Origin of the sequence: Aliihoeflea aestuarii (assembly GCF_024105665.1) — a bacterium.
Taxonomy (GTDB): domain Bacteria; phylum Pseudomonadota; class Alphaproteobacteria; order Rhizobiales; family Rhizobiaceae; genus Aliihoeflea; species Aliihoeflea aestuarii.
The window spans coordinates 165,019-185,588 of sequence record NZ_JAAAMK010000003.1 but is presented as its reverse complement, the minus strand read 5'-3'; the positions used below and the strand labels follow the sequence as shown (position 1 = coordinate 185,588).

General features: G+C 63.8%; 16 protein-coding genes. 7 read left to right on the top strand and 9 right to left on the bottom strand.

Annotated features, from left to right (window positions below; genetic code table 11):
* Positions 1-4: 4 nt before the first annotated feature.
* Both rlmN and GTW25_RS08495 read right to left on the bottom strand, forming a co-directional pair.
* Positions 5-1,231 carry a dual-specificity RNA methyltransferase RlmN gene (gene rlmN / locus GTW25_RS08500; RefSeq protein ID WP_252911622.1) on the bottom strand — a complete coding sequence of 409 codons (1,227 nt, stop codon included), beginning with the start codon at positions 1,229-1,231 and terminating at the stop codon, positions 5-7.
* A gap of 192 nt (positions 1,232-1,423) precedes the next feature.
* Positions 1,424-1,927 (bottom strand): invasion associated locus B family protein, encoded by a 504-nt coding sequence (locus GTW25_RS08495; RefSeq protein ID WP_252911621.1) that lies wholly within the window; start codon positions 1,925-1,927, stop codon positions 1,424-1,426.
* Between the two features lie 351 nt (positions 1,928-2,278).
* Between GTW25_RS08495 and GTW25_RS08490 the strand changes: the two genes are divergently transcribed.
* From GTW25_RS08490 to GTW25_RS08460, 7 genes are all read left to right on the top strand, one after another.
* The gene (locus GTW25_RS08490; RefSeq protein WP_252911620.1) at positions 2,279-2,854 is read left to right on the top strand and encodes a sigma-70 family RNA polymerase sigma factor; all 576 of its coding nucleotides are present in this window, start codon (positions 2,279-2,281) and stop codon (positions 2,852-2,854) included.
* Positions 2,855-2,955: 101 nt separating this feature from the next.
* Complete coding sequence (locus tag GTW25_RS20570) at positions 2,956-3,843, top strand: MurR/RpiR family transcriptional regulator (RefSeq protein WP_252911619.1); 888 nt, start codon at positions 2,956-2,958, stop codon at positions 3,841-3,843.
* Entirely contained in the window at positions 3,840-5,192 is a 1,353-nt protein-coding gene (locus tag GTW25_RS08480) for an aspartate aminotransferase family protein (RefSeq protein WP_252911618.1), read from the top strand. Before GTW25_RS20570 ends, GTW25_RS08480 begins: the two co-directional genes overlap by 4 nt.
* Positions 5,189-6,034 (top strand): beta-keto acid cleavage family enzyme, encoded by an 846-nt coding sequence (locus tag GTW25_RS08475; RefSeq protein ID WP_252911617.1) that lies wholly within the window; start codon positions 5,189-5,191, stop codon positions 6,032-6,034. The genes GTW25_RS08480 and GTW25_RS08475 overlap by 4 nt, the downstream gene beginning before the upstream one ends.
* 87 nt (positions 6,035-6,121) lie before the next feature.
* A complete protein-coding gene (locus GTW25_RS08470) occupies positions 6,122-7,096 on the top strand; it encodes a TAXI family TRAP transporter solute-binding subunit (protein ID WP_252911616.1) in 975 nt (324 codons plus the stop codon).
* 68 nt (positions 7,097-7,164) lie between these two features.
* Complete coding sequence (locus GTW25_RS08465) at positions 7,165-9,774, top strand: TRAP transporter permease (protein WP_252911615.1); 2,610 nt, start codon at positions 7,165-7,167, stop codon at positions 9,772-9,774.
* A 225-nt stretch (positions 9,775-9,999) separates the two neighbouring features.
* Positions 10,000-11,385: an MATE family efflux transporter gene (locus GTW25_RS08460; protein WP_252911614.1), complete on the top strand. Its 1,386-nt coding sequence runs from the start codon at positions 10,000-10,002 to the stop codon at positions 11,383-11,385.
* A gap of 68 nt (positions 11,386-11,453) precedes the next feature.
* On the opposite strand, the gene GTW25_RS08455 is transcribed toward GTW25_RS08460, so the two are convergent.
* From GTW25_RS08455 to GTW25_RS08425, 7 genes are all read right to left on the bottom strand, one after another.
* Positions 11,454-13,517: a TRAP transporter permease gene (locus tag GTW25_RS08455; RefSeq protein ID WP_252911613.1), complete on the bottom strand. Its 2,064-nt coding sequence runs from the start codon at positions 13,515-13,517 to the stop codon at positions 11,454-11,456.
* A complete protein-coding gene (locus tag GTW25_RS08450) occupies positions 13,511-13,990 on the bottom strand; it encodes a DUF1850 domain-containing protein (RefSeq protein ID WP_252911612.1) in 480 nt (159 codons plus the stop codon). Before GTW25_RS08450 ends, GTW25_RS08455 begins: the two co-directional genes overlap by 7 nt.
* Positions 13,991-14,024: 34 nt before the next feature.
* A complete protein-coding gene (locus GTW25_RS08445) occupies positions 14,025-14,993 on the bottom strand; it encodes a TAXI family TRAP transporter solute-binding subunit (protein WP_252911611.1) in 969 nt (322 codons plus the stop codon).
* Positions 14,994-15,245: 252 nt separating this feature from the next.
* Positions 15,246-16,622 carry a sigma-54-dependent transcriptional regulator gene (locus GTW25_RS08440; RefSeq protein ID WP_308206242.1) on the bottom strand — a complete coding sequence of 459 codons (1,377 nt, stop codon included), beginning with the start codon at positions 16,620-16,622 and terminating at the stop codon, positions 15,246-15,248.
* A gap of 2 nt (positions 16,623-16,624) precedes the next feature.
* Positions 16,625-18,514, bottom strand: coding sequence for a sensor histidine kinase (locus GTW25_RS08435; protein WP_252911609.1), 1,890 nt, complete (start codon positions 18,512-18,514; stop codon positions 16,625-16,627).
* Positions 18,515-18,552: 38 nt separating this feature from the next.
* Positions 18,553-20,082 (bottom strand): tripartite tricarboxylate transporter permease, encoded by a 1,530-nt coding sequence (locus tag GTW25_RS08430; protein ID WP_252911608.1) that lies wholly within the window; start codon positions 20,080-20,082, stop codon positions 18,553-18,555.
* A 12-nt stretch (positions 20,083-20,094) separates the two neighbouring features.
* Positions 20,095-20,544, bottom strand: a complete 450-nt coding sequence (locus GTW25_RS08425; RefSeq protein WP_252911607.1) for a tripartite tricarboxylate transporter TctB family protein — start codon at positions 20,542-20,544, stop codon at positions 20,095-20,097.
* Between the last annotated feature and the right edge of the window lie 26 nt (positions 20,545-20,570).

Below are 20,570 nucleotides of genomic sequence, written 5' to 3'. Positions count from 1 at the left end.
ATCCTCACGCTTCGCCGTGCCCTGCGATCATCATCGCCTCCAGCTTCAGGCGATCCGACTTCTTCATCCGCTCGGATTCCGACTTCAACTGACCGCAGGCGGCGAGGATGTCGCGACCGCGCGGCGTGCGGATCGGCGACGCGTAGCCGGCTGCGTTCACATAATCGGCGAATTTTTCGATCTGCTCCCAGTCCGAGCACTGGTAGTTCGAGCCGGGCCATGGATTGAACGGGATCAGGTTGATCTTTGCCGGAATGCCCTTGAGCAGCTTCACCAGTTCCCTGGCGTCTTCCATGGAATCGTTGATGTCCTTGAGCATCACATATTCGAAGGTGATGCGCCTTGCATTGGACAGGCCCGGATAGTCGCGGCAAGCCTGGATCAGCGTGTGCAGCGGATACTTCTTGTTGATCGGGACCAGAAGGTCGCGCAGATCGTCGTTCACCGCGTGAAGCGAGATGGCGAGCATGACGCCGATCTCCTCGCCGGTGCGGTAGATTTCCGGGACAACGCCGGAGGTCGACAGCGTGATGCGACGTTTAGAGAGTGACAATCCGTCGCCGTCTGACGCAATCAGCAGCGCCTTCTTCACTTCCTCGAAATTGTAGAGCGGCTCGCCCATGCCCATCATGACGATGTTGGTGATTTTGCGCCCTTCCGCCGGCACGATCGCGCCATCGGGCGTGTCGCGGTCGGGGAAATCGCCGAGCCGGTCACGCGCCGTCAGCAATTGCGCGAGGATTTCCTCCGCCGTCAGATTGCGCACCAGCTTCTGCGTGCCAGTGTGGCAGAAGGTGCAGGTCAGCGTGCAGCCGACCTGGCTGGAAATGCACAGCGTTCCGCGCCCTTCCTCGGGAATATAGACGGTTTCGATCTCAACCGGCCGGCCGGCGCCGCGCGGCGGGAAACGGAACAGCCATTTGCGCGTGCCGTCCTCGGAAATCTGTTCTTCGACGATCTCCGGCCGACCGATGGTGAATGCCTCGGAAAGCTTGGCGCGCAGATCCTTGGAGATGTTGAACATATGCGCGAAGTCGCAGACACCGCGCACATAGAGCCAGTGCCAGAGCTGCTGCACGCGCATGCGGCGCTGCTTTTCGGGAATGCCGATCTCTCCCAGTGCAGTCGCCATCTCCTCGCGCGTCATGCCGATGAGCGACGGCTTCTCGGCCGTCTTCGGGCGAAGCGCGGCGCGCGTTTCCGGCTGGGTGAGATCGAGCGTCAGGGTCATGGGCGTTGCAATATCCAGTCGTCGCGATAGTCGCGAGGAACGTCTTCGTAACATGAAATGCGGGGTGGCCGCTATCGGCGGGCCTACCGGGACCTGCCCGGCGAATGATGGCGTCCACATAGGCGACGTTGCGGCAAATGAAAAGGCCGGAGCGTGCGCCCCGGCCTTTTCAAAGCGCATGGCGCGTTCGTATTAGCTGCAATTCTCGATCGAATTCAGGGCGGCGGTGATGCCGCGCAGCGAGAAGGTATAGTTCGTGTCGTTGCCGCGTCCGGACTTCGCCGCGATCTTCATGTCGGCCCCGCCGCGCATCGCGGCGATCAGTTCGCCTTCCTGAGCGGCGTTTTCGAGCCAGGCGGACGTGCCACGGGTAAACATCGAATAGCTGGAATTGCCGACCTGCACGGTCACCTTCGAATTGTCCTGGAAATTGTAGGACGCGATGAATTGCGGCTCGTAGCTGACGTTCTGGCCCGGCTTCTGACTGACGAAGAAATAGATGTCGCCGTGGTTGAGACTCGACGGCTGCTTTTCCGTAGGCACGGTAAGCACATAGCACACACGCCCGCCGTCACCCTCATAGGAGTAGGTGCCCCAGGCATTGTGCTGGCCGATCTTGGTTGCGGACTGGGCGAGCGCCGGCGAGGCGAGCGCGACCATGCCGAGGCAGGAGAGTGTCGCGAGAGTTCTGCGCATGGCTAACCTTGGATCCCTGATCGTGTGACTGATTAACGAGAACGGACCGGATGGCCCGATTGCGTCGAATTTTAAGGAAACGGGGTTACCAAAGACTGAATGCGTGAAAGCATCGCCGTCTTGAGCATCCCCTCCCGTTTTCAATGCCGGTTTCGAAAGCCGCCGCGAGCGGATTCACGGAGCTTCCCGTCCCTGAAAAGAGTTGAAACGGGCAAAGGCGGCAAGAATTTGACTAAATGTGTCGGACTGTGAAGACGATTGGAACTTGCCGGTTGCACCCCCAAGCTACGCCTCGTAGACTTTCGCTGAATAACGGTCGGATCGGCCGTTCGGGAGAGCATTCCGCCGCGCATGACCACTACGCCTTCACAAGACCATGCCCGGCTGGCGGCCCGCGTGGCCCGCGAACGTGACCGCGCCGCCTTCGAGAAGCTTTTCGACCATTTCGCGCCACGCGTGAACGGATATCTGCAACGGCAGGGCGTCGACCAGGGACAGGCCGAAGACATCGCGCAGGAGGCGATGTCGGTGCTGTGGCACAAGGCGCATCTTTTCGATCCGGCGAAGTCGTCGCTGGCCACATGGCTGTTCCGGATCGCGCGCAACCGGCGCATCGACCTGCTTCGCCGCGACAAATCGCACCGTCTCGACCCTTTCGATCCGTTCTTCGAACCGGACGCGCCGGAACCCGCCGACCGCGCGGTCGACGGCGCGCGCCGCGACACGCGCATCCGGGCCGCACTGAAGGCGTTGCCGCGCGAACAGATCGAACTCGTGCAGCTCGCCTTTTTCAACGGACTGACCCACAGCCAGATATCCGAGAAGACCGGTCTGCCGCTCGGCACAGTGAAATCACGCATCCGGCTGGCGTTCTCGCGTCTGCGCAAGGCGATCGAGGCGGATCCCCGGATCGATACGGATATCTGATCCTGCGAGTACGCGCACCGGGAATGCGCCATTGCGAATCTTGTTGACACATTTGTTTCAATGGAATTCATATTTGAGACAAACGTTTCAAAGAGCCGCATGTGAGCCTTCAGGACATCTGGCAGCGCATCGAAGCGCGATATGAAAGCTTCTCGCCGCAACTGCAGCATGCGGCGCGCTTCGTGCGCGAACACCCCGAAGACGTCGCGCTGACCTCGATGCGCGGCCTGGCGACGCGGGCGGGCGTATCGCCGGCCGCAATGTCGCGTCTGACGCAGGCGCTCGGCTTCGAAAGCTGGGACGCGCTCCAGGCCCGGCATCGCGACTGGTTGACGCTGGGGCGGCAGGGCGTCTTTTCCGGCCCGGCCGACAAGCTTCTGACCGGCATCAAGGCTCCGGGCGCCGAGGACGTCTTTTTGGACGCTCTTCGCGCGGCCGAATGTAACAATGTCGACGCTGCTTTCGCGCCAATGTCGCGCGATGCGCTGAAACGGGCAGTGAACTTGTTGGGCAACGCGCGGTCCATCAGCGTTTTCGGAATAAGAAGCTGTTTTCCGGTCGCGTTCAGCATCCACTATTCGCTGTCGCTGTTTTCCCGCCACGCGCGACTCGCCACCGGCACCGGCGGCGTGCTTCTCGACGAACTGGATCATCTGGGCGAAAAAGACGCCCTGATCGTCATTTCCGTCGCCCCCTATAGCCGCGAGGCGCTGGACGCTGCCCGTCGCGGCAAAGACGTGGGAGCGCGCATCGTCGCCCTGACGGACAGCCCCTTGAGCCCGATCGCGCTTCTGGGCGACGTCGCGCTCGTCGCGGGCAATGCCAGCCCGGCCTACATCGCCTCGCCCATCGGTCTTCTGGCGATGGCGCAAGCTTTGACCACTCTTCTTTTCACCTGCGCCGGCGACGATGCGCTTGTCGCCCTGCGCCGGCGCGAAGCCGCCCTTGCGGCGGCATCCGCCTACCTTCCCACAGAGACCGCGAAATGACCGCAAACCGCACCCGAATCCTCCATCGCGAACCTGCCCGCAACCTGCCTTTGGCGGTCGGCGGCGACGGGCCGTATCTCATCGACGGTACCGGGAAACGCTATCTCGACGCATCGGGCGGCGCGGCCGTGTCGTGTCTCGGCCACAGCGAGCGCCGCGTTATCGACGCGATCAAGGCGCAGCTCGACATCCTTCCCTTCGCCCATACGGGTTTCTTCACGAACGAACCGGCCGAAGAACTCGCCGATCATCTGATCGCGCGCGCCCCGGACGGCCTCGGCCATGTCTATTTCGTCTCCGGCGGTTCGGAAGCCAACGAGACGGCGATGAAGCTCGCACGGCAATATGCCTTCGAGCGCGGCGAAACCGGTCGCAAACATTTCATCGCGCGGCGGCAAAGCTACCATGGCAACACGATCGGCGCTCTGTCGGCCGGCGGCAACGCAGCACGGCGCGCCGTCTACGAACCGATTCTCCTGCCGGTGAGCCATATCGATCCCTGCTTCGATTATCGCGAACGTCGCGAGGACGAGACACCGGAAGAATACGGATTGCGCGCTGCCGACGCTCTCGAAACGGAAATCCTGCGGCTTGGACCCGAAACAATCATCGCCTTCATCGCCGAGACGGTCGTCGGCGCGACGATCGGCGCCGTGCCGCCTGCGCCCGGCTATTTCAAACGGATTCGCGAAATCTGCGACCGCTACGGTGTGCTTCTCATTCTCGACGAGGTGATGAGCGGCATGGGGCGCACCGGCACGCTCTATGGTTGCGAGCAGGACGGCGTGTCGCCCGACATTCTCACCTGCGCCAAGGGCCTCGGCGCCGGCTATCAGCCGATCGGCGCGTGCATTCTTTCGGATGAGATCCACGACACGATCACCGGCGGGTCGGGCGCGTTCCAGCATGGCTTCACCTATATCGGGCACGCGGCCGCCTGCGCAGGCGCGCTCGCGGTGCAAAAGGTGATCGAGAATGACGGGCTTCTGGAAAACTGCCGCGCCATGGGTGCGCTGCTCGACGAACGCTTGCGCGACGCCTTCGGCGATCATCCTCATATCGGCGACATCCGCGGGCGCGGGCTTTTCCGCGCGATCGAACTCGTCGCCGATCGCCAGACGAAGACGCCGTTCGATCCGGGACTGAAGCTCCACGCCCGCATCAAGGCGGCGGCGATGGAGGAGGGATTGATGGTCTATCCAACGGGCGGAACGGCCGACGGCAAGGCCGGCGATCACGTCCTGCTCGCGCCGCCCTTCGTCATCGGCGAAAGGGAAGTCGACATCATCGTCGAGCGGCTGTCGCGCGCGGTGGGCACCGCGCTTGGCGCGACGAGAGCGGCCGCATGACTGAGCACCCCTTCGCCATCGCCGTTGCGCCCAATGGCGCGCGCCGCACGAAGGCGGACCATCCGCGCCTGCCGATAAGCGCCGCCGAGATCGCGCGCGACGCCGCCGAGGCGCTGGAGGCCGGTGCGGCGATGATCCATCTGCATGTACGCGACCGCGAGGGTCGTCATACGCTCGATGCGGACCTTTACCGCGAGGCTGTCGAAGCCGTGCGAAATGCGGTTGGCGACGATCTCGTCATCCAGGTGACGACCGAGGCCGTCGGGCGGCATGAGCCTCACGAACAGATCGCCGTGATCGATGCGCTGAGGCCCGAATCCGTCTCGATCGCACTGCGGGAAATCCTGCCCGAAAACGGGGACGAACGCACCGTCGCCGCTCTGTTCGAGCGCATGGAAAGGACCGGAACGCTGCATCAGATCATCATTTATGAAGCCGGCGAATTGTCGCGACTGAAAAATCTGGCCACGCGCGGCGTATTGCCGGACGAACCGCTGGCGGTCCTCGCAGTTCTGGGACGGTATTTCGAGACTGGTGCGAGCGATGATGAGTTCGATGCCTTCATGGCCGCAGGTATCGAGAACCACCGGTGGATGGCATGCGCGTTCGGCCCGCGTGAGAGCGAGTTCATGCAGAGGGCCGCCGAGGCGGGCGGTCATGCGCGCGTCGGCTTCGAGAACAATCTGTGGCTACCGGGCGGAACGCTGGCACAATCGAATGCCGCGCTGGTATCCGCAGCGGCAACCTCAGCCGGCATACGCGGGCTTGCAAAAGCCGACGATTTGCGCAGGCTCTGGACAGAGCCTGCGGTGGGGCTCGGTGTCGAAACGCCGACCGCGTAAACGGACGGAATATCCGGTGCTGATTGCACGCAGCCCGGCCAGACAACTTTCGACCCGCAAGGGGACGTGCAGCAAAGGAGAAGCGGAATGAAACCTAAAAACCTGATCGGCCTCGGCCTCGCCGTCGCGATGGGCGGCACGCTCGCCGCTGGCGCCGCCGGCGCCCAGCAGCAATTCGTGACCATCGGCACGGGGGGCGTCACGGGCGTCTATTATGCCGCCGGCGGTGCGATCTGCCGTCTCATGAACCAGACCCGCGCAGAACACGGCTTCCGTTGCTCGGCCGAGTCGACCGGCGGTTCGGTCTTCAACCTCAACGCCATGCGCCAGGGTGAGTTCGATCTCGGCATGGTCCAGTCCGACTGGCAGTACCATTCCTTCAACGGTTCGAGCGATTTCGAGGAGGCAGGCGCCTGGGAGGATCTGCGCGCCGTGTTCTCGATCCATCCCGAGCCCTTCACGCTCGTCGCCCGCAGCGATGCAGGCATCGCTTCCCTCGACGACCTCGAAGGCAAGCGGGTGAACATCGGTAATCCGGGTTCGGGCACGCAGGCGTCGATGCAGATCATGCTCGACGCGCTCGGCTGGGAACGCAGCGCTTTCTCTCTGGCAGCCGAGCTTCGCCCGGACGAGCACGGCCCGGCACTTTGCGATAACCAGATCGACGCGTTCTATTACGCAGTCGGTCATCCCTCGGCCAACATCGCCGATCCGACAACGACCTGCGGCGCGCAGATCGTCCCGATCGAGGGCGAGGCGATCGACAAGCTCGTCGCCGACAATCCCTACTACGCAAGCGTCTCCATTCCCGGCGGTCTCTACACCGGCAATGACGAGGACATCCCGACCTATGGCGTGCTCGCGACGCTGGTCGCCTCGACCGACGTTTCGGAAGACGCCGTCTACAATCTGGTGAAGTCGGTCTTCGACAATTTCGACGCCTTCCGCCAGCTTCACCCGGCTTTCACAAACCTTGAGCCGGAAAGCATGGTGTCGGACGGCAACTCTGCCCCCCTTCACCCGGGCGCCGAACGCTATTACAGGGAACAGGGCTGGCTCTAAGCCGGTTTCGGAAGGGGCGCCTTTACGGTGCCCCTTCCTTCTTTCAGGGGGCTTGAAGGGATGATCCGATGAGCGCAAGCACAAACGATACGCCACGCAGCGATGAGCTTGCGCAGATGGTGGCCGAAGCCGATACCGGCGGGCGCACGCCGACCGACCGTTTCTCGCGCTTCGTTTTGCTTGCCGTGCCGCTTTGCTGGGCGCTGTTCCAGATCTGGTACGCCTCGCCCTGGCCCTATCAGCTTCGCATTGGCGTCTTCAACGCCACCGAAGCCCGCGCCATCCACCTCGCCTTCGGTGTCTTTCTCGCCTTCGTCGCCTATCCCGCCTTCAAAGGCTCACCGCGCAACCATATCCCGCTGATCGACTGGGCGCTCGCGCTCGGCGCCGCTTTCTGTGCGGCCTATCTTTTCCTCTATCAGGCCGAACTGGCGCGCCGGCCCGGCCTGCCGACGACGATGGATTTGACCGTCGCCGTTCTCGGCATCCTGTTTCTTCTGGAAGGCGCGCGCCGCACGCTCGGCCTCGCGCTGCCCATCGTCGGCCTTTTCTTCATCGCCTACGCCTTCTTCGGCCCCTATCTGCCGGGCCTGCTCGCCCATCGCGGCGCATCGCTCTCGCGCGCGGCCTCGCAATACTGGCTGACGACAGAAGGCGTGTTCGGCGTCGCGCTCGGCGTCTCCACCGCCTTCGTCTTCCTGTTCGTGCTGTTCGGATCGCTTCTGGAGCGCGCGGGCGCTGGCAATTACTTCATCAAGCTCGCCTTTGGCCTCCTCGGCCATCTGCGCGGCGGCCCGGCCAAGGCCGCCGTGCTCGGCTCCGCCTCGACCGGCCTCATTTCCGGCTCCTCCGTCGCCAATGTCGTGACGACCGGCACCTTCACGATCCCGCTGATGAAGCGGGTCGGCTATCCGCCCGTCAAGGCCGGCGCGATCGAAGTTTCTGCCTCGGTCAATGGTCAGATCATGCCGCCGGTCATGGGTGCCGCCGCATTCCTCATCGCCGAATATGTCGGCATTTCCTATGCCGAGGTCGTGCGCCACGCCATCGTCCCGGCACTTTTGACCTATCTGTCGCTGTTCTATGTGGTCGATATCGAGGCGCGCAAATACGGCATGAAAGGCGTCAGGCAGGAGCGGCGGCGCAGCCGCCTGACCAGCCTTGCCATCGGCGGCATGACGATCAGCGGCTTCATCCTGTTCTGCGGTTTCGTCTATTACGCGCTCGGCTGGACCCGCACGGCCTTCGGAAGCTATGCGAGCTGGGCCGCGGGCCTCGGAGCCCTGGCCGTCTATATCGGCTCGATCGCCTGGCGCGCGCGCTACCCTGACCTTGAAGCCGACGATCCGGCGGCGCTGGCCGACAAGCTGCCGGATGCGGTGGAAGTCGCGCCCGCCGGCATCCACTACGTCATGCCGGTCTTCATTCTCGTCTGGTGTCTGATGGTCGAGGAGCTCTCGCCCGGCCTGTCGGCCTTTTACGGCACCATGGCGCTGATCTTCCTCGTGGCCACGCAGCGTCCGCTGATCGCCTTCTTCCGCCGCGACTTCAACCTGATCGCACCGCTCAAGGCCGGTTTCGTCGACGTCGTCGAAGGGCTGGCGACGGGGGCGCGCAACATGGTCGGCATCGCCATTGCGACGGCTGCCGCCGGCATCGTCGTCGGCACGGTGGCGCTCACCGGCATCGGCCTCGTCCTGTCGGAAATCGTTATCGCGGCGTCGGGCGGCAACCTCCTGATCATGCTTCTGATGACGGCGCTGATCTGCATGGTGGTCGGTCTCGGCATGCCGACGACGGCGAACTATGTCGTCGTCGCCACGCTCATGGCCCCGGTCATCGTCGAGGTCGCGACATTGAACGGCCTCGCCGTGGCGCTCGTCGCGGTTCACCTCTACGTCTTCTATTTCGGCCTGATGGCCGACGTGACGCCGCCCGTCGGCCTTGCATCCTTCGCCGCTTCCGCGATTTCACGGGCAGATCCGCTACGAACCGGCATCCAGGCCTTCCGTTATGAAATGCGAACGGCCATCCTGCCGCTGGTCTTCATTTTCAATCACCAGCTCCTGCTGATCGGCATCGAGAGTTGGTGGCATCTGATAATCGTGGTGACGGGTGCGCTTGTCGGCATGCTGATGTTCGTCTCGGTCACGCAGCAGATCTTCGTGACGCGCTCGCGCATCTGGGAAAGCGCGATCCTGCTTCTGGCCTGCTTCATGCTCTTCCGTCCCGGCTTCTTCATGGATCGCCTGTCCGATCCCTATATCGACGAGCCGGGCGACAGGATCGTCGAATTGGCCGGGGAACTGCCGGCCGACGCCTTCCTGCGCTTTGAGGTCGAGGGCATGGATCTGTCCGGAAACGACTTCACCCGCATCGTGCAGCTTCCGCTCGGCGACGCGGACCCCGGCGCGGAGCGGCTGGCGGCCTCCGGTGTGCAGATCACGGCTTTCGGCGGCCAGACGCAGATCGTCAATGTCCGCTTCCGCAGCCAGGCCGAACGGCTCGGGCTTGAGGTCGGACAGACCGTGACGCGCGTCGAGATCCCCGATCCGCAGACCTGGCGCAACGAATGGATGTTCATTCCCGCTCTCGCGCTGGTCGGTTTCGTCGCCGCGCTCCAGTGGCGGCGACGCGAATGGGACCAGCCGGGGATGCCGGTCGCCAAGCCCGCCTGAGGCCCATACGATCGGACAAGGCAAAAGCCGCCTCTCATGCGGGAGGCGGCTTTTTCATGCTTGGTATCAACGCGCAGACATAAGCCTGCTGCCATCCTGTGCCTATCGGCGCGACGGCCCATGCGCTATGGACCTGATGCACCTTGAGCGGGCATCTGCCTGCCTTTTGCGCAGGCAGCGCGCCGCGTCGCCAATGCACTCAACCAGCCGGGACTTGCCGACCTCGTGACCAGCGTTCTTCCAATATCGACCTCGCCGTCAGCCGCCCCATGGGGAAGCCATGTCCGCGAGACGGTCCTGCTCGGCCTGCCGCTCATCGCCGCGCAGCTTGCGCAGACCGCGCTGAACGTCACCAACACGCTGGTGCTTGGTCGGCTTGGTCCGGAGGAACTCGCCGCGTCCGTTCTCGGCTGGCAGATCTTCTTTGTCGTCTGGATGTTCGGTTCGGGCTTCGGCTTTGCGGTCATGCCGCTGGTCGCCGGTGCGATCGGATCGAACGACCCGCGCGGCGGCCGCCGTTTCGTGCGCATGGGGCTTTGGGTCAGCTTCGCCTATGCCTGCCTCATGATCGTGCCGTTGTGGAACGCACACGCGATCTTTCTGGCGCTCGGGCAGGAGCCGGTCATCGCGGCGCTTGCAGCCGACTACACCGATATCTTGAAATGGTCGCTCTTTCCGCAGCTTTCCATCATCGTCCTGCGCTCCTTTCTCGGCGCACTTGGACGGCCTTCGGTCGTCGTCGCGGCGCTGGTGGCAGGCGTCGCCATCAACGCGATGCTAAATCTCGTCTTCGTCTTCGGCGGCTTCGGTCTGCCGGGTATGGGAATGCGCGGCGCCGGTTTTGCAACGCTCATCGCCACGACCTGCGTCGTCCTCTTCCTGATCGCCTACATTTCCCGTCATCGCATCCTGCGACAGCAGGAAATCTTCGTCCGCTTCTTCAAGCCCGATATGCCTGCGGTGCTGGAGGTCTTCCGCCTCGGCTGGCCGATCGGCATCACGATCGTCGCGGAGGTCGCGCTTTTCACCGCCACGTCCTTCATGATGGGCCAGATCGGCGCGATGGAGCTTGCCGCGCATGGAATCGCCCTTCAGTTGAGCGGCCTCGCCTTCATGATCCCGCTCGGGCTCTCGTCGGCGACGACGATCCGGGTCGGCCATGCCGTCGGGCGCCGAAGCAAGGACGACGTCTATCGAGCGACGGTGACGTCACTGGCGATGGGAGTTGCCGTCGCCGTCGCCACGGCCGCGCTCTTCCTCACCATTCCGCGCACATTCGTCGGCCTCTATCTCGATCTCGACGATGCCGCCGTCGCGTCCGTCATCGGCTTTGCCGTGACATTCCTCGCCGTCGCCGGCCTGTTCCAGATCGTCGACGGGGTGCAGGCCCTGTCAAGCGGCGCCCTGCGCGGAATGCGCGAGACGCGCGTTCCGATGATCATCGCGCTGGTCAGCTACTGGGTGATCGGCGTACCGACCGGCTATGGTCTCGCGCATCATGCCGGGCTGGGCGGCGTCGGCATCTGGTGGGGTCTTGCCATCGGCCTTGCCGTCGCAGCGATTTTGATGACCGCGCGCCTGTTGTCGAGAATACGAAGCCTCAGATACTGATTGCCACTGAATAAAAAGGCCGGGTCGCATGCATGACCCGGCCTTTCCCATCAGTTTGAGGGCGCTCGTCAGGTGCTCGCCAGCGCCCCGGTCCTCGACGCGGTCAGATAGTTGTAGCCGAGAATGCCGACGATCGCGATCACGCTGACGATCTCGATAGGTATGCTCGGCCACAGGCAGCCGATGCCGGCCGCCGTCAGGACGCCGCGGCTGACGATGTCGATCCGCCCGAAGAGGTAGCCTTCCAGCACCGCGACGAAGGCCACCAGCGCGACGAGCGCCACCACGCCGTTCCAGATGACCAGCGGCACCGGGCCGCCGATGATGATCTCGGGATTGAAGACCATGAAGAGCGGAATGATGTAGAGCCCCTTGGCGAACTTCCATGCCTGGAAGCTCGTCTCGACGGGTTTCGACCCGGCGATAGCGGCACCGGCGAATGCCGCAAGCGCGATCGGCGGCGTCACGTTCGAATCCTGCGAATACCAGAACACGACGAGATGGACGATCAGCAGCGGGATACCGAACTCGGCGCTCATCGCCGGGCCGACCAGGATGATCAGCACGATATAGCTTGCCGTCACCGGCAGGCCGAAGCCGATCACCAGGCTGGCGATGAGGACGAGCAGCAGCGCAAGGACGATGTTGCCCTGCGAAAAGCTCATCATCAGCGACGAGAATTTCAGCCCCAGTCCGGTGAGACCGATGACGCCGACGATGATGCCGCCGACGGCGCAGGCCAGGGAGACCGTCAGCGCCGAGCGCACGCCCACCTCACATGCCTCGACCAGCTTGGAGGCCGTCGAACGGGTGATCCCGAAAGCGCCGCCATATTCCGCGAGCTTTTGCGCCGGTGAGGAACCGTGTCGGCGCGCCATCGTAACATCGATCACGAACCGGATCGCGGCGACGACGAGGATCGCCAGGATCGCGAAGAAGCCGACCCGCATCGGCGACAGCCCCATGACCAGCAGCCAGATCAGGAGCGCCAGCGGCGCAAGGAAATGCCACCCCTCGCGCATGACTTCGCGCACGGAAGGCAGTTCACTCGCCGGCAGGCCCTTCAGTCCCTGCTTGATCGCGATGAGATGCACGAACATGTAGACGGTGAGGAAGTAGAGAAATGCCGGATAGATCGAGACGAGAACGATCTGGACATATGGAATCTGCGTGTATTCGGCGATCAGGAACGCACCCGCGCCCATCAGCGGCGGGGTGATCTGGCCGCCGGTCGAGGCAGCCGCCTCAATGCCCGCAGCCTGGCTCGGCTTGTAGCCGAGCCGCTTCATGAGCGGGATCGTGAACGGTCCCGTCGTAGCGACATTCGCGATGGCCGATCCGGTGATTGAGCCCATGGTGCAAGACGCGACGACCGCGGCCTTGGCCGGCCCGCCACGCTTGCGACCGGTCGCGGCATAGGCGAGGTCGATGAAGAACTTGCCGGCGCCCGTGACTTCCAGCACCGCACCGAACAGAACGAAGATGAAGACATAGGTGGCGGCGACGCCCAGCGGCAGGCCGAAAATGCCTTCCTGCCCGAGATAAAGTTGCGCGACGAGGCGCTCGATATTGTAGCCGCGATGCGACAGGATGCCCGGCATGAACTCACCGAGCCACGGCAACGTGCCGCGCGGACCGGCGAGCGCATAAAGGATGAAGACGAGCCCGATGATCGTGATGCCGAGGCCGACGACGCGGCGGCTGGCCTCGAGCAGCGTGATCACGGCCAGGATACCGATCCAGATATCGGTCTGGCTCCAGAACCCGGCGCGCGCGAAAATCTCGTCCAGATAGATCGTGATGTAGAAGCCCGACACGATGGCCGCGACGAAGAAGGCGGCATCGATCAATCCACCGACAACGCCGCGTTCCTTGTGCCGGCCGAAGACCGGGAACATCAGGAAGGCGATCATCATGATCAGTGCCAGATGGATGGTTCGCTGGTAAAAGAGACTGAGCGGCTGGATACCGGCCGCGTAAAGCTGAAAGAGGCACAGCCCGACCGACAGAAGCACGATCAGCTTGGCCACCGCCCACGGCTGGGCGAGGGCTGGAGGTTCGACCAACCCGGCGCCTGTCGCTCCGGCCGCGCTTCCGCTCTTGGTCGCGCTGCCCCAGAATTTGTTCAACATTCTCGAATTCCCCTGCTCTCAGGATCGCTCGCGCGTATGGCCACGCTGGTCCCCGCCGCAAGCTCCGTGAGGCTGATGTCGATGTCGCCTGCGACGATCCGGTGATCGACCCGGGCCGATCCGACGCGCAGACGGTAGCAATTTCCCGGCACGATTTCGTCGATGCCGTCTATCCAGTATCCGCCCGCGCCGTCCGATCTTTGGACGCCGCGTCCGGGTATGTGGCCGAGGCCGGCGGCGAAATCCGGCTGGTGGCTCCGTTCCAGAACCATCAACCCACCGCGCAAGCTGTAGCAGTCCTTCACCTCGAAGCCGGCGACCGAATGGTTCCACGCGATGCACCAGGATTGCGCGTCGACACTCGCCAGCTTCCGGCTGTCGGCACCGATGACCTCGATCGTTCCGGCCGTTGCCGGCAGCGCCAGAACGGTAAGTGCGAGGGCGGGCAGCAGCCCGCACCTCGCGTCTTTCATGATTGCAAGTCGCATCGAAGCGACCCCGACCGTCCTACTGCTCGCGCAGATTGTCCGGAATCTCGGCGCCGATCTCCTCATAATAGCGCAGCGCGCCGGCATGAAGCGGGATCGGGCTCGAGCCGATGGTGAACTCGACCGTCGTGTCGTTCGCCGCCGGGTGAATGGCGACGAGATCGGCATGGCGATCGTAGAGCATCTTGGTGATCTCGTAGGCGAGTTCCTCGTCCATCTCCTCGGAGACGAACCAGACATTCGGGATGCCGACCGTGCCGACATCTTCCGTCACGCCGTCGTAAAGACCGGACGGAAGCGTGTAGGACGCGAAGATCGGCTCGATCTCCTGCGCCGCTGCGACCTGCTCTTCCGTGATCGGGATGAGACGGATGTTGCGCGTGGCGGTCAGGTTCATGATCGAGGACGTCGGCGGCCCGACACTCCAGATGCCGGCGTCGATGTCGCCATCGCGCAGGGCGTCGGCTGTCTCGTTGAAGTTGAGACGCTGGGCTGCGGCCAGATCGTCATAGGTCATGCCGACGGCTTCGATGAGCGCACGCGCGTTGAGCTCGGTGCCCGACCCCGGCGCGCCGACCGAAACGCGCTTGCCGCGCAGATCCTCGAGCGACTGGATATCGGAATCGGCCGGAACGACGATCTGCACCGCGTTCGGATAGACCGAGGCGAGAACGCGCAGGCTGTCGGCCTGACGGCCTTCGAACTGACCGGTGCCGGTGAAGCCCTGATAGACGCTGTCACCAAGACCGATGGCGATGTCCGAATCGCCACGGTGGATCAGCGCGACGTTCTCGACCGATGCGCCCGTGACCTCGGCAACCGCGGCATAGCCTTCGATATGCTGGTTGATCAGTTCGGCGAGACCGCCGCCGATCGGATAGTACACACCGCCCGTGCCGCCGGTCGCAACCGAAAGCTGCTGCTGCGCGAACGCGGGACCAGCCATCGCGACGGATGCGGCGAGAAGTGCCGTCTTGAATAGTCTCATCCTGAAAAACCTCCCTCAGGCATTACGTTGGCGAAACGAACACGGCCGAAAGGGAATAAAAGGCGGACCTCGTCCGCACGGCCTGCCTGCGCAGGCCACTCCTCCCTCCGACCGCGATATGCTTCGCAGGTTCGGATCGGCGCCGGAGAGGCGACCGATACGAACACTTTGCAATCGGCGTGCCAGACCGGAAAAGGCGCAAATGGGGAGTTCGTCGACCAGTTTTGAGCAAAAATCCGCCGATCGACAGATTCAGTCGGCGGAATCTTGCTGATCGATTGGTGATGAACGCAGCCGCGACAGGCCGTAACGCGCCATCTTTTCGTTCAGCGTTCTGCGGGGAATGCCCAGATCGGCCATGACTTCGGCGATACTGCCGTCGGCCTCCGCAAGACTGCGCTCGATCAGCGATCGCTCGAACGCCTCGACACGGCTCGAAAGCGGCTGACCCTTGCCGTTCGTCGGGGAAGGACGGCCAAAAGCGACGTCGACCGCGCCTGAAAAGCCGAGAACGTATCGCTCGGCCGCATTGCGCAACTCGCGCACATTGCCCGGCCAGTCATGCGCGAGCAGGGCCGACGCCGTTTCCTGGGCGAGCGGTTTCGGTTCGCGCCCATGGGTCTCGGCGGCCTGCGCCGCGAAATGCTCGAACAGAAGCAAAATATCCTCGGCACGCTCGCGCAGCGGCGGAATGTGCAGCTCGACCACGGCGATGCGATAGAAAAGGTCGGATCGGAAGGCCCCGGACCGACCGGCTTGCGAGAGATCGCCCTTGGCCGCCGCCACAGTGCGCAGATCCACGTTGATCGTGCGGTTCGAACCGAGACGTTCGACCGCATGCTCCTGAAGCGCGCGAAGGAGCTTCGCCTGCATGGCAAGCGGCATCGATTCGATCTCGTCGAGAAAGAGCGTCCCGCCGTCGGCATGCTCGATTTTGCCTTCGCGCGCGCGCGCAGCCCCCGTAAAGGCGCCCTGCTCATGTCCGAAAAGCTCGCTTTCGACCATGCTTTCGGGGATGGCCGCGCAATTGACCGCGACGAAATTGCCGCTGGCACGCCGGCTCGCCTCGTGGATGGAGCGCGCGACGAGATCCTTGCCGACGCCGGTTTCGCCGACCAGCACTACGCCGACATCCGTCGCCGCGATCTCGGTGACCGCCGCGCGAAGCCTCTGCGCGGCCTGCGAGGTGCCGATGATGCGTCCCGACAGCGTGCGATCGGATATAGCGCTGCGCAGCGCCCGGTTTTCCATGACGAGCCGCCGTTTTTCGCTCGCGCGCGTCAGCGTATCCGAGAAGCGGGCGGGATCGAACGGTTTTTCGATGAAGTCATACGCGCCGCGCCGCATCATCTCGACCGCGGTTTCCACGTCGCCATGGCCGGTGATCATCACGACGGGAAGCTCGGCATCGATGGTGCGGACCCTGTCCAGAAGCTCCCTTCCGTCCATTCCCGGCATCTTGAGGTCGGAGACGAGAATGCCCGGATAATCGGGCGTCAGCCGCTCCAGCGCAGCGGCTGCGCCGGGCACGGCCGTCAACCGAAAGCCGGAAAGGCGCAGATATTGCTCCACCGACTGGCGCATGGCGGCATCGTCATCGACGAACAGAACCTCGAGCGCCGGTTGCATCATCAGGCTCCTACCAGTTCGACAGGGTGTTCGGCCGCGTCCAGTTCGACGCAGACGCATGCACCTCCACCCGGCAGGTTCGAGGCGCGGATCGTGCCGGAAAACTCCCGCACCATGCCGTAGGCGATCGAAAGGCCGAGGCCAAGCCCCTCGCCGACCTCCTTGGTGGTGAAGAACGGATCGAAGACCTTGTCGATATCGGCCTGCGGAAAACCCGGACCGTTGTCGATCACCCGAACCTCGACACGCCCCGCCTTCCTTCGAACGGTGATCTCGATGCGGCCGCCCGACTTCGTCGCTACGGCGTCCATGGCGTTCCTGATCAGGTTTGCGGCAACCTGCTCGAAAGGAAGCGCGCTTCCCAGCGCCATCACCTGCTCGATGTCGGTCACGATTTCGACATCGACAGCATTCGACGCCTCGCGCGACAGATCGAGCGCGCGGCGCAGCGACCGGTCGACGGCGAAGGGTTCGCGCACGCCCGACCGGCCCTTGCGGGCGAAGTTGCGCAGATGCGCTGTAATCGCGGCCGCGCGGGCGGCCAGAGTTCCGATGCGCGACAGCGTTTCGGATGCCTCCACCGTCTCGCCCTGCCGAACGAGAAGCGCGGCGCTTGCGGCCGATGTCCGGATTGCGCCCAAAGGCTGGTTGACCTCGTGGGCGATCGCCGCCGACATGCGCCCCAGCGCGGCGAGCTTTTCGGCTTGCACCAGTTCGGCCTGCGCGGCGCGTAGATCGCGTTCGGCACGCTCTCGCTCCTCGATCTCGCTCACGAGCTGCCGGTTGGCGGCGGTCAGTTCGGCGGTGCGTGCCTCGACCCTGTCTTCCAGCAGAATTCGCGCGCGGCGTTCCTCGGCAAGCATGCGCTGGCGTTGAACGAAGGCAAGCACCAGCGCCAGCAAAAGAGCGGAAGCGCTGCCGCCGATGATCGCGCCGTCGCGCCGCGCCAGCGCCATGGGCTCGATGTCGGTCAACTGATGGACCATCCACCCGAGTTCGGCCAGCGGGGCCGATTGCGAGAGCAGCACCTTGTCCTGTCCATCGATCCGGATATGCGACGCCGTCTCGCTCCCGCCGACCGGATCGATTGCCATCGGCGTCAGCGCCTCGCCGGCATATTGCTGCGTGCGCGCGATCTCGTCCTGCACGTCTTCGCTCAAGGCCGACAGCGCACGGTATTTCCACGCGCCCGCGCTCGCCAGAAAGACGATGTCGTTGGCATCCGTGACCAGAACGGATTCATCCGCATCCGCCCAGACCTTCTCGACATCGTCGAACTCGATCTTGACGACGGCCACGCCGATAACCCGGCCCCCGTCCCTGACAGCCCGCGACAGGAAATAGCCGGCGCGGTTCGTCGTCGCGCCAATGGCATAGAAGGCGCCGCGCTCCCGTTCCAGCGCAAGCTCGAAATAGGAACGGAACGCGTAGTTCTGGCCGAGGAAGGAGCCCGGCTCGTCCCAGTTGCTGGCCGCGATGGTAAGCCCGGAAAGATCCATCACATAAAGCGCCGCGCCGCTCGACGCGTTGACGAGAAGGGAAAGCTTGCGATTGAGCAGATCGATCGCGTCGCTGTTCGCCGGCTGGCGCAGCGCAAGGCGCACATCCGGATCGAGGGCGAGGGCGAGCGGCAGATGGTCGTTCTGCAGGACGGCGGACCGCACTGACGCGACCACGAGGCTCAGCCGCTGCTCGCCGGCCTGAACGAGCGAACGCTCCGCCCGCGCCTGCCAGACGACGCTGGTCGCGAAAGACGAAACGGCCACGAACGCAAGGCCCGCAGCGACGAGTAGGGTTCGATTTTTCCAGGACCGGTCGAGCACCGGCGAACTATAGAGCAATTGCACCGGCGTTGCGTAGCCCTCCTGCGCCCAAAGCAAAAGGCCGCGCATCTGTCGCGCGGCCTCCTGGGATCGTCGGAAACCTTGCTTCAGGATGCCCCGGCGGGATCGGGGGCAAGGTTCGCGCGCGAGCGCTTGCGCTGCTTCAAGGCGGACCAGACGCCCCACACGAGCAACATCGCCGTCAAAGCCATGACGACGGCCGAGATCGGCCGGTCGATGAAGGTGGAGAAATTGCCCCGCGACAACAGCATGGCGCGCCGGAAATGCTCCTCCATCATCGGCCCGAGAACGAAACCGAGAAGAAGCGGCGCAGCCGGAAAGTCGAAGATGCGCATCGAATAGCCGAGGAAGCCGAAGAAGACGACGAGCCAGACCTCGAAACTCGAATTGTTGACCGAATAGGTGCCGATGCAGATGAACATCAAAACGGCCGGGAAAAGCAGATGATACGGGATCATCAAAAGTCGCACCCACACGCCGATCAGCGGCACATTGAGGATGACGAGCAGCACATTGCCGATCCAGAAGCTCATGATCAGGCCCCAGAACAGCGACGGCTGGTCGGTCATGAGGCTCGGACCGGGCGCGATGCCGTGGATCATCAGCGCGCCCAGCATCAGAGCCATGGTCGGGCTGCCGGGAATGCCCAGGGACAGGGTCGGAATGAAAGATGTCTGGTCGGCCGAGTTATTGGCCGATTCGGGCGCCATGATGCCTTCGATCGCACCCTTGCCGAAGCGTTTCGGCTCCCTGGCGACCCGCTTTTCCATCGCATAGGCCATGAAGGCGGCGACCGACGGGCCTGTCCCCGGCAGCGTGCCGAAGAAGGCGCCGATCGACGAGCCGCGCAGCATGGGGAACCACGAACGGCGCATATCGTCCTTCGTCGGCTTCATGGCCCGGAACGTTACGCTTTCGCGGTCGATGTCGCCAGGATGGACATTGCGCACCGACGCGATCACTTCGGCAACGCCGAAAATGCCCATGGCGAGCGCGATCAGGCTGATCGCGTCGGTCAGCTCCAGGACGCCGAAGGAAAAGCGCGGCGTGCCCGTATAGATGTCGGCGCCGACCGTGCCGAACATGATGCCGAGCACGACCATCGCGAGGCCCTTGACGGCGGACCCGTCGGAAATGGTCGAGGCGGCGACGAGGCCGAGCACCATGAGCGCGAAATACTCGGCCGAGCCGAAAGACAGCGCATATTTGGCGATCGTCGGCGCAAAAAGCATGAGAAGCAGAATGCCGATCGTGCTGCCGGTGAAGGAGGCGACCGTCGTCATCAAAAGCGCCACGCCGCCGCGGCCCTGACGGGCCATCGGGTAGCCGTCGAGGCAGGTTACGGCATTGGCCGGCGTGCCGGGAATGTTGAGCAGGATCGAGGCGGTATTGCCGCCATAAGACGTACCGTACCAGATGCCGGCGAGCATGATCAGCGCCGTGGTCGGATCCAGATAGAAGGTGATCGGGAACAGCATCGAGATCGCCGACAGGACACCGATGCCCGGAATGACGCCGACCAGCGTGCCCAGGAACACGCCGAGAAAGCAGTAGAAGAGGTTGTTCCAGGAAAGCGCGGTTTCGAGACCGATCGCGATATTGGAGAAGATATCCATCTCGTCGTTCTCCTAGAAGGGCCAGCGCCACATTGCGATCGGCAGGCCGAGCCCGACGCGGAAGGTGAGCCAGGCGATCAGGCACAGCACGATGCACAGGATGGCGAGGCTGACGGGCCGCACCTTCAGCTCCGCGAAGGAAGAAATGACGACGACCGCCAGAATCGCGGGAATCAGACCAAACGGACGAATCGTCATGGCGAAGGCGGCGACGCCGGCAAGGACGAAGAGCGGCGTCCAGATGCGGATGACCGGCATTTCTCCCTGACGGAAGAAGGCCGGAACCGCCATCAGGACGCCGAAGAGGGCGAGCGTCACGCCCAGACCCGTCGGGAACATGCCCGGCCCCATGCGCCGGAGCGTGCCGAGTTCGTAATGCGTGGCGGCATACCAGGTGAAAAGCAGGCCGCCCACGATCAGAAGACCGCCGCCGACGATGTCACGATAGTCGCGGGATAGCATCCGCGCCCCTCCTTGAAATGCGAAGG

Coding starts and splice junctions, on each gene's coding strand:
- GTW25_RS08465 (WP_252911615.1), top strand. CDS start 7,165: ATGAGCGCAAGCACAAACGATACGCCACGCAGCGATGAGCTTGCGCAG.
- GTW25_RS08470 (WP_252911616.1), top strand. CDS start 6,122: ATGAAACCTAAAAACCTGATCGGCCTCGGCCTCGCCGTCGCGATGGGC.
- GTW25_RS08435 (WP_252911609.1), bottom strand. CDS start 18,514: ATGCGCGGCCTTTTGCTTTGGGCGCAGGAGGGCTACGCAACGCCGGTG.
- GTW25_RS08495 (WP_252911621.1), bottom strand. CDS start 1,927: ATGCGCAGAACTCTCGCGACACTCTCCTGCCTCGGCATGGTCGCGCTC.
- GTW25_RS08475 (WP_252911617.1), top strand. CDS start 5,189: ATGACTGAGCACCCCTTCGCCATCGCCGTTGCGCCCAATGGCGCGCGC.
- GTW25_RS08450 (WP_252911612.1), bottom strand. CDS start 13,990: ATGAAAGACGCGAGGTGCGGGCTGCTGCCCGCCCTCGCACTTACCGTT.
- GTW25_RS08425 (WP_252911607.1), bottom strand. CDS start 20,544: ATGCTATCCCGCGACTATCGTGACATCGTCGGCGGCGGTCTTCTGATC.
- GTW25_RS08430 (WP_252911608.1), bottom strand. CDS start 20,082: ATGGATATCTTCTCCAATATCGCGATCGGTCTCGAAACCGCGCTTTCC.
- GTW25_RS08455 (WP_252911613.1), bottom strand. CDS start 13,517: ATGTTGAACAAATTCTGGGGCAGCGCGACCAAGAGCGGAAGCGCGGCC.
- rlmN (WP_252911622.1), bottom strand. CDS start 1,231: ATGACCCTGACGCTCGATCTCACCCAGCCGGAAACGCGCGCCGCGCTT.
- GTW25_RS08440 (WP_308206242.1), bottom strand. CDS start 16,622: ATGCAACCGGCGCTCGAGGTTCTGTTCGTCGATGACGATGCCGCCATG.
- GTW25_RS08480 (WP_252911618.1), top strand. CDS start 3,840: ATGACCGCAAACCGCACCCGAATCCTCCATCGCGAACCTGCCCGCAAC.
- GTW25_RS08445 (WP_252911611.1), bottom strand. CDS start 14,993: ATGAGACTATTCAAGACGGCACTTCTCGCCGCATCCGTCGCGATGGCT.
- GTW25_RS08490 (WP_252911620.1), top strand. CDS start 2,279: ATGACCACTACGCCTTCACAAGACCATGCCCGGCTGGCGGCCCGCGTG.